This is a genomic window from Candidatus Sordicultor fermentans, from assembly GCF_012728195.1.
Taxonomy (GTDB): domain Bacteria; phylum Atribacterota; class Atribacteria; order Atribacterales; family Caldatribacteriaceae; genus Sordicultor; species Sordicultor fermentans.
Window position 1 is genome coordinate 1 of record NZ_JAAYFP010000148.1, and the last position, 8,715, is coordinate 8,715.

Annotated in this window: 10 protein-coding genes; 1 reads left to right on the top strand and 9 read right to left on the bottom strand. The window is 42.0% G+C overall.

Going from position 1 to position 8,715, the window contains the following annotated elements; genetic code table 11:
• Positions 1-778 precede the first annotated feature (778 nt).
• Positions 779-922, top strand: coding sequence for a hypothetical protein (locus GXZ17_RS07720; protein WP_409376713.1), 144 nt, complete (start codon positions 779-781; stop codon positions 920-922).
• On the opposite strand, the gene wecB is transcribed toward GXZ17_RS07720, so the two are convergent.
• Genes wecB through rpmE form a run of 9 tightly spaced genes read right to left on the bottom strand, consistent with a single transcriptional unit; the run spans position 909 to position 7,708 of the window.
• Complete coding sequence (gene wecB / locus GXZ17_RS07725) at positions 909-2,057, bottom strand: non-hydrolyzing UDP-N-acetylglucosamine 2-epimerase (RefSeq protein ID WP_409376714.1); 1,149 nt, start codon at positions 2,055-2,057, stop codon at positions 909-911. The two genes, GXZ17_RS07720 and wecB, sit on opposite strands and share 14 nt — an antisense overlap.
• Complete coding sequence (locus tag GXZ17_RS07730; RefSeq protein ID WP_409376715.1) at positions 2,044-3,096, bottom strand: MraY family glycosyltransferase; 1,053 nt, start codon at positions 3,094-3,096, stop codon at positions 2,044-2,046. The genes wecB and GXZ17_RS07730 overlap by 14 nt, the downstream gene beginning before the upstream one ends.
• Complete coding sequence (locus tag GXZ17_RS07735) at positions 3,093-3,557, bottom strand: deoxycytidylate deaminase (RefSeq protein WP_409376716.1); 465 nt, start codon at positions 3,555-3,557, stop codon at positions 3,093-3,095. The genes GXZ17_RS07730 and GXZ17_RS07735 overlap by 4 nt, the downstream gene beginning before the upstream one ends.
• Positions 3,547-3,993, bottom strand: coding sequence for a ribose 5-phosphate isomerase B (gene rpiB / locus GXZ17_RS07740; protein WP_409376717.1), 447 nt, complete (start codon positions 3,991-3,993; stop codon positions 3,547-3,549). Before rpiB ends, GXZ17_RS07735 begins: the two co-directional genes overlap by 11 nt.
• Entirely contained in the window at positions 3,974-4,855 is an 882-nt protein-coding gene (prmC, locus tag GXZ17_RS07745; protein WP_409376718.1) for a peptide chain release factor N(5)-glutamine methyltransferase, read from the bottom strand. The genes rpiB and prmC overlap by 20 nt, the downstream gene beginning before the upstream one ends.
• The gene (gene prfA, locus GXZ17_RS07750) at positions 4,856-5,926 is read right to left on the bottom strand and encodes a peptide chain release factor 1 (protein WP_409376719.1); all 1,071 of its coding nucleotides are present in this window, start codon (positions 5,924-5,926) and stop codon (positions 4,856-4,858) included.
• Positions 5,895-6,821 (bottom strand): DUF1385 domain-containing protein, encoded by a 927-nt coding sequence (locus GXZ17_RS07755; RefSeq protein WP_409376720.1) that lies wholly within the window; start codon positions 6,819-6,821, stop codon positions 5,895-5,897. Before GXZ17_RS07755 ends, prfA begins: the two co-directional genes overlap by 32 nt.
• Positions 6,790-7,455, bottom strand: coding sequence for an FAD-dependent thymidylate synthase (thyX, locus tag GXZ17_RS07760; RefSeq protein WP_409376721.1), 666 nt, complete (start codon positions 7,453-7,455; stop codon positions 6,790-6,792). The genes GXZ17_RS07755 and thyX overlap by 32 nt, the downstream gene beginning before the upstream one ends.
• A gap of 46 nt (positions 7,456-7,501) precedes the next feature.
• Complete coding sequence (gene rpmE, locus GXZ17_RS07765; RefSeq protein WP_409376722.1) at positions 7,502-7,708, bottom strand: 50S ribosomal protein L31; 207 nt, start codon at positions 7,706-7,708, stop codon at positions 7,502-7,504.
• Between the last annotated feature and the right edge of the window lie 1,007 nt (positions 7,709-8,715).

An 8,715-nucleotide genomic window follows, 5' to 3' on the forward strand; every position in this document is an offset into this window, starting at 1 on the left:
GCTCAGGCTTAAACCATCTAAAAGACTTTTTTGCCAGAGCTTTCCGCACTAACATTGAGTATAAATTTCTGTTATTTATCTTACTATTTTTATGACCTAATAATTCTTGAATGTATATGAAATCGACTCCGCTTTTTGGTAAACACGTTGCAAGGCCGTGCCTTAATGCATTAAGTGTTCTCCCGTAATTTTGCAGGCATGCTCAAAGATTTTCTGAACCGCTCTGACATGTTGAGATTATTTTGAAGCTCCTTAACTCCATTCAGGGCTCCTGCGTTAACACTTGTAGAAAAACCGGCTACATAACAGGATCTGTTTAGATTTTCCGGTCTCTAAATTTCCATTAGTATTTGAAAATGATCAGTATTTATCAACAGGATATCAGCGATGTTCTTTGACGGTTTTTATCTTGTTTACAAGAACAAGATCGTAAGGGAACAAAGACCCAGTCTTGCCTGACTGGCTTTTTTGATATCGACTTCTGACGATGGTTTATTTTTCTCTGGATTTTTCATTTGTTGCAGCAAATTATAAACGATATTCATAGAGTTTATCAAACCTCCAAGTTGTCTCGTGTGGCTATTCTGTAATAATGTCATCTTCAAAAATTCTCGGAGAAATTCCTTTAGTAATAAAATGACCGGAGAAAGATAAGAAAATGGGCACATCCGCAATATTATTATGATGCATCTCTAAAAGCTGATAGCACAATGACAGTGAATGAGAAAAGATTAGGCAAGAATATCCAGTAAATATGGGGGTGCATCCTCACAAGATAATGAAAGAAATAACTCAATATTTAGTAATAAAAGAGCAAGAAGAGCTGAAAAGGGCTAAAAAACTCAAAGAAAAATTCCTGAGGTTGATTTTGACTGGACCGGGGAGCCAATTCAGAAAACAGAAAAAAGCTATCGGGGAGTAAACTCTTCAAAGGGAGAAAAATCCAGTTTCAGGAAGCGCCGCAAAATCTGGACGATCCGTGAGGAAGCCTGTCCATCACCAAAAACCAACCGGCTCTTCCTCTCTTCTCTTTCCTCCAAAAGCTTGGTGGCTAAAGATACGATTTCATTCTGGTTACAACCTACCAGATACCCGAGACCCGCCTCTATCACTTCCGGCCTTTCGGTAAAGTCTCGAGTAATTAAAACTGGTACTCCCAGAGCCGAAGCTTCCTCCTGCACCCCCCCTGAATCACTGATTAAAAGAGTGCTCCGGGAAAGAAGCTTGACAAAATCAAAATAATTCAGCGGTTCTAAGAGAAAAACCTGAGAGGTGGTAGAGAGAAGAGGGATAATTTTATCCCTCACCACCGGATTGGGATGAAGAGGAAAAAAAATTTTTATCTCTGGTAATCTTTCTCCCAGGGTTCGGAGAGCTTTCGCGACCTCTTCTATCCCTACTTCCCAGTTTTCTCGACGATGAGCAGTGACTGTTATTATTTTTAAATTTTCCTCCTCTCCTATCTCCCGGAGAAGAATTTCATTCTGGAAAGGCAGGTTTTTCTCTAAAACCTGGAAAAGAGCGTCCACGATAGTGTTACCGGTAACGTAGATTTTTTCCTCCTCTATTCCTTCCTTGAGGAGATTTTTCCGAGAGTGAGGAGTAGGTGCAAAGTGTAAATCAGCAAGATTGCTGATTAAAACGCGGTTCATCTCTTCCGGGAAAGGACTGTACTTTTCTCTGGTACGCAAGCCCGCCTCTACATGAGCGCAGTTTATTTTATCGTAAAAAGCAGCAAGAGCTCCACAAAAAGCGCTGGTAGTGTCTCCCTGCACTACGACTAAATCTGGCCTATCTTGAGAGAAAACTCCCTCTAACCCTTTTATAATCCGGGAGGTAAGATAAAAAAGAGATTGTTTAGCAGCCATAACATCTAAATCATAGTGAGGAGAAAGTCCAAAAAGTTGAAGAAAATAGCCAGCCATATCCCGATGTTGACCGGTATTTACGATTTTAATCTCAAATTCTTTTTCCCGGGAAAGAGAAGAAATAACTGGAGCCAGCTTTATAACCTCAGGGCGAGTACCCAGAACAAAAAAAGTTTTAACTTTTTTCAACAGTTTTTTTCCCTTCTGGTATATCAAACACTCCCAGGCTCTTCCCCCATCGCCAGAAGAGAGCAAAAAGAAGGAGCAGAAGGAGCAGAGAGTAAGTACCATTTCGAACAAAAGTATTAACAATGATAGCTATTACCCCCAAAAAGATGCTTATTATATAGAACAAAACCACCACCCTTCGGGGGGAGTACCCCCGCTCTAAAAGACGATGATGGAGGTGTCCCCGATCAGCAGAAGATACCGGTAAGTGATTCTTACTCCTCCTAATGATAGCAAAGAAAGTATCCAGAATAGGAACCCCTAAAATCAAAATGGGAATAGCCAGAGTGAAAGTAGCAGCACTTTTAACTGCTCCCTGCACCGATATGGTAGCCAGCATTCCCCCTAAAAATAGTGCACCACTATCTCCCAGAAAAATCTTCGCTGGAGGAAAATTGTAGAATAAAAATCCAACAGTAGCTCCCGTAAGAAGAAAAGATAAAACCGCTGGCTCTATTCTTCCCTCCTGCCAGGCAATGATTCCCAGGGTAAAAGAAGCAATAGCTCCTATACCAGCGGATAAGCCATCCATACCATCGATAAGATTTAAAGCGTTAGTTATCCCTACTATCCAGAGTAATGTCAGAGGGTAACCCCAATTGCCCAGATAAATCATTGTATCCCAGGGAAGGGTAAAAAACTGAATGGTAACCCCTCCTGCAATAAGGATAAGAGCACCTAATGTTTGTCCTATGAGCTTCCCCCAGGGAGGTAGGAATAGAAGGTCATCTATTAAACCGGTGAGAAATATAACTCCCCCTCCTGCCAGAAGGTAAAAGGGAAAAGAGAAGTAACCCAGAAGAGAGAGAAAAAAAACAGCCAAAAAGAAAGCAAGAAATAAAGCAATTCCTCCCAGGTGAGGAACAGGTTTAACATGGACCTTCCTCTTCCCATCCGGCATATCTAACCATTTTTTCTTTTCACTGAAGTGGATAACGAAGGGAACTACGACCACAGCCGAAATACAAGATAGAAAACTAAAAAACAGAACCTGTTTCAACGGGATATCACCCGCCCCTCCCAGATGCACATTTCTATTCCTGCTTCTTCTAACATTTCGTCAGCTAAAGGATCGGGATAGAAATCTTGATATACTATCCTCACTACTCCAGCGTTAATTAGCATTTTAGCACATAAAATGCAAGGTTTGTGAGTACAATACAGAGTAGCGTCTTTAGTGCTTACTCCATGTAAGGCTGCCTGTATTATAGCATTCTGCTCAGCGTGTAATCCTCTACACAATTCTTGCTGTTGACCAGAAGGAATATCTTTCACGCTGCGTAAACAGTTCTCCGGGGTACAGTGGGTTATCCCTCGGGGAACTCCATTATACCCGGTAGTCAAGATTTGTTTGTCTCTCACCATAACTGCCCCTACCTGGCGGCGCAGGCAGGTAGAGCGAGTACTCACAAGATGAGCAATAGACATAAAATAGGTATCCCAATCCGGTCTATCTTTCATTCTTCTCGTATTCCTCTATTTTATTCAACCGGCGAGCATGCCTTTCTCCAGTAAAATTAGCCTCTAACCATATCCGGACGATTTCCCGAGCCAGGCCCTTCCCCACTACCCTTCCTCCTAAGGTGAGAATATTGGCATCATTGTGTTCCCGGGCAAAACGGGCGGAAAAAGTATCATGGCATAGTGAAGCCCTTATTCCTTTAACTTTATTGGCAGCAATGGACATACCAATACCGGTTCCGCAGACCAGAATCCCTCTTTCTCCCTCCCCTTTTGCTACATCTTCTGCCACCTGAAAAGCTACATCAGGATAATCACAAGATTGAATATCGTAGGTCCCGTAATCTTTTACCTCATATCCCAGCTCCTGAATAAAAATCTTGAGGTCTTCTTTCAGCTCAAAACCTCCATGGTCGCTACCTATAAGCAGTTTCATTTTTACTCCTCCTTTTCCGAATTACACTGGCTCTTTCTCTCCCTGAAAGGTCAGGAATAGAACGTAGATATTCCAGAAAAAGAGTATCAGCTAATTTTTGTATGGCTTCTTTTTGCTCCGGGTCATGTTCTAAGAAAAATAACCCCCCTTCTTTTAAGAAAGACTCCCCTTCTTTTAAAACTCTCTCTATCATATCTAGCCCTTCTTCTCCAGCAAGAAGTGCCTCCCGAGGTTCATAGAGTCTAATTTCGGGAGATAGAGAATCCCAGTCCTCCTCTCTGACGTAGGGGGGGTTAGAAAGAATAACGTCAAACTTAACAGGGGGAAAAGCAGAAAAAAGGTCAGATAGAAGAAAAACGCTTCTTTTCTCCACTCCTAAAAGGTGAGCATTTTCCTTTGATAGCTCCACTGCTTTCGGGGAAATATCTGCTCCATATAAATAGAGGTTTTCTACCCAGAAAGCACAGGATATGCCAATTACTCCACTCCCGCAGCCCATATCGCAAACCATTATTTTTTCTTCCGGTAAGGAGCGAAGATAAACAATAGCTTCTTCCACCCAGCTTTCTGTATCTAAACGAGGGATAAACACTCCTTTTTTTAAGCGAAAAGGAAGAGAGAAGAATTCCCATTCCCCGGCAAGGTACTGGATGGGAACGCCTTGCAAGCGTTTCTTGAAAATATCGTGCAGGTGAGTTAATTTTGGGGGGGGAAGCTCCTCATCCCAGAAAAGATAAACTCGAGAAGGCTCTACTTCTAAAACAGAGGCTAAAAGCAAGCGAGCCTCTCTCGCAGGAGAAGAAAAAGAGTGTTCTTTTAAGTCTTTTACTAAGCCTTGCCACACCTCTTTAACTGAGGGCATTTAACTCACTTTTTCTAGCGTTCTCATTTTTTCTTCTGCCGCTAAAGCCTCGATTATTTCATCCAGTTCTCCTTCCAGAACTGACTCCAGACGATAAAGAGTTAAGTTAATTCGGTGGTCAGTAACCCGATTTTGAGGAAAGTTATAAGTGCGGATTCTTTCGCTTCGCTCCCCGCTACCAATTTGTACTCTTCTTTCCTGGTCTATTTCTTCTTTCTGGCTTTCTCTTTCCATTTCCAGTAGACGGCTACGCAAAATTCTCAAAGCCTTAGCTTTATTTTTATGCTGGGATTTTTCATCCTGGCAAGTTACTACCATTCCTGTGGGGATATGGGTAACCCGAACAGCAGAGTCAGTAGTATTGACGCTTTGTCCTCCCGGACCTGAGGAACGATACACGTCTACCCGTATGTCTTCCGGCCTGATTTCTACATCTACCTCATCAGCTTCCGGAAGTACTGCCACAGTAGCCGTAGAGGTGTGAATACGCCCTCCTGCCTCAGTTACCGGGACTCTCTGCACCCGATGCACTCCACTTTCAAATTTAAATTTACTATAAGCTCCTTTTCCTTCTACAGCAAATATTATTTCCTTAAATCCCCCCAGCTCCGTTGGGTTAGAGCTCATTACTTCTACTTTCCAACCATTGCGCTCTGCATAATGACTGTACATTCGGAAAAGATCAGCTACAAATAAGGCTGCTTCTTCCCCTCCTGTGCCAGCTCGAATTTCCACCAGGGTGTTTTTTTCATCTCGGGGGTCCCGGGGGATGAGCATTAATTTGAGTTCTTCTTCCAATTCTTGAAGGGAAGTTTTTAACTTCTCTATTTCTTCTTCTAAAAGAGCACGGAGCTCCAGGTCACTTTCTACACGGAGAAGCTCCCGATTCTCTTCCAGCTCTCTTTCTTTTTTCTCATATTCTTCGTACTTCCCGACTACAGGCTCTATCTCAGCCAGAGCTTGAGTTAAGCTCCGGTAAGTAGCCATATCCTTCATTGATTGAGGATTGGCTATTTTTTGAGTCAAATCTTGATATTCCTTAACTATCTCTCCTATTTTCTCCCGCCACATAATTATCCTCCCCTAAACTCCCTTTCAAAGCAGCAAAAGCCACCTCCAGCTGACTATCATCCGGCTCTCGAGTGGTAATGCGCTGCAGAAGTAAACCGGGCAAAGTTAAAATATAAGCTAAGCGATTGTCTTGATACCGGGACAAAATTTTAATCGCCTCATAAGCCAGACCTGCTACTAAAGGAATAAGCAATACCCTGCTTACTATCCTCGTAACTAGCCCTGGCCTACCCAGAAAAGAGAAAACAAATATACTGATTACCAGCACTATAATTAACCAGTTGGTTCCACAGCGAGGATGAAGGGTAGTAAACTTTCGAGCATTTTCTGGAGTAAGCTCCTCACCGTTTTCCCAAGTAAAAATAGCTTTATGCTCTGCTCCATGATATTCGAACACTCGTCTGATGTCTTTCATCTGGGATATTAATAATAAATAGGCTAAAAAAATCCCTATACGAATTAATCCCTCCACCAGGTTATAAACGAAAGTAGAAGATATAAACTGATCAACTAAAGAAGAAAGAAAGGCAGGCAAAGCTATAAACAAACCGGCAAAAATTCCCAGAGCCAAAAGGATAGAAATCCCGATATCCATACTGCTCAATTTCTCTTCTTCCTCCTCGAGTGCCAGCGAAGCAGAGTGAGAAAGGGCTTTGATACCCACTACCAAAGAATCAATTAATCCCACCACTCCTCTAATTATAGGCCAGGATAAGAAAGGATATTTCTGAGCAATAGGTCTTTGCTCTTTTACCTCTAATGCAATATCACCGTTAGGTTTGCGCACCGCCGTGGCTAAACGAAAAGGACTGCGCATCATCACCCCCTCGATGAGAGCCTGTCCTCCTACATCGAATTTCACTTTATTTTTCTCTTTTTTTCCAGGGTTTTCCACAACTATTCTCTCCCTCTCGACACTCTCCCTCTACACAAGGAGGTCCAGCCCATTCAAAAATTGCTGGAGCCAAATCTTTTACTAATTCTAACATTTTTTGAGCCAATTCTCGAATTTCCCACTGAGCTCTATTGCACAGCCGCAGGCGAAAGATGTGCAATAGCTCCCGAGCATTAGCCGACAGAACCAGGTTAGTAGCTATACCCTGCGCCATCATATAACGGGCGTCTTCTTGAGGTATTCCCAAATTTATCAGTTCCTGGTAAGCTTTTTTACTTTCCTCTATAGCTTTACAAAATAGTTCTTGAGCCTCTGAATTCTCAACAACAGAAGGGGGAATTATAAAATCAGCTTCTTTTACAGAGACATAACGCTGGCTCTGTTGAGAATAAGAAGCCAGACGATGCCTCACCAGTTGATGAGAAGTTACCCGTGATATACCTTCAATGGCAAAAGTAAAAGAAGCATGCTCTAACACTGATTCATGGCCTCGTTCGATGAGTTCCCGAATCAGGTGTTCCGCTCGCTCCTTTGAGATAGCAAGAGGAAGCTTGCTGCTATAACAAGTACGAGCAGCTAAGGCAACGGTAATCTCAGGATCAGGTGTATAACTCAGAAGAGTTACTTTCATCATCGCAGAATGATGTAGCTAGAAAAGATAGCTACCTGAGGAAGCGAAATTAATAATTATCTCCATATTTATTACGGAATTTCTCTACTCTCCCTGCAGTATCTACTAACTTCTGTTGTCCGGTAAAGAAAGGATGGCATTTAGAGCAAATTTCCACCTTGATTTCAGGGAATCTGGTGGAACGGGTAACAAAAGTGTTACCGCAGGCACAAATTACTCGAGTTTCTTTATATTCGGGATGAATTCCTTTTTTCATGGCTTTATATCACCTCTACTTTAGAGTCACACCATTATAGCAAATGCTTATTCTCTCTGTCAAAAACCACCGGTAGAAAATTGCTTCCGTCTATTTTTTTTCCTTTTTTATAATATCCCGCAAAGCATGCTAAACCACTCAAGATTTGAAAGCCGGTTACGTTGGGTAAAAAATTCGGATCATCTCAGTGAGGGATACTTTTTATTCCTCAGTTTTCCCCTCAGCTAACTTTTGTTTTTTATTCTGCCTTTATTTTTTACGTCTTACACCTACGTCGTAAACTGTCTATTTCCATGACTGAAAAAGATGCTTTTCTTCCTCCGCAGGCTTTGCTTTTTACATTTTTTGTTTTTTTATATTATTGTCTTTCGGAGGATTATAAGAGGAAGCTTTTCTTCCCTATTATAGCTCAGAGTCCGTCATTCCTGAAATTTAGCGGGAAACCCGCCTTCTCTGCCATGCCTGAAGTCTTTTATCAAGCATCCAAATATTCTTGAATACTGTGGACCTCTCGCAGAGACATTCAGGGGTGACAGACAATGGGATGACAAAACCATTCAGGGGCAGGCTAAAAACGGCTCGAAAGTTGCCGGGGTGGCGAACAAAAAGGTGATAGGACCATTCAGGGGTAGCAAAAAAGAAATTAGGTTATAAGGGATCGGTTTCCCCTTATTGCCGGGTTTATAAAGAGGTCTTTTTTTATACTGGGAGAGAAAAAACGTCTTTCCCGGTAGTTCTTGCTTTTTTATTTCATCCTTCTCAGCGAAAGAGAATCTCACTCCCAACCTTTTATTTCTTCTTCCCGACTGGCTCAATTCTTTCCCTGCTGTTTCCTTAGAAAGCCATGGAATCTGTATCTTTTAGAGAGAATGGAAAATAACTTCCACTCCTCTTCACAACTTATATGTCGCTCAAACTGCGAGAATTTTCACTCTCGTCTTGCGGGTAAAAGTCCTACTTCGTTAAAAACAAACTTACAAGAATTTTTCAGATGACATTATCACAGA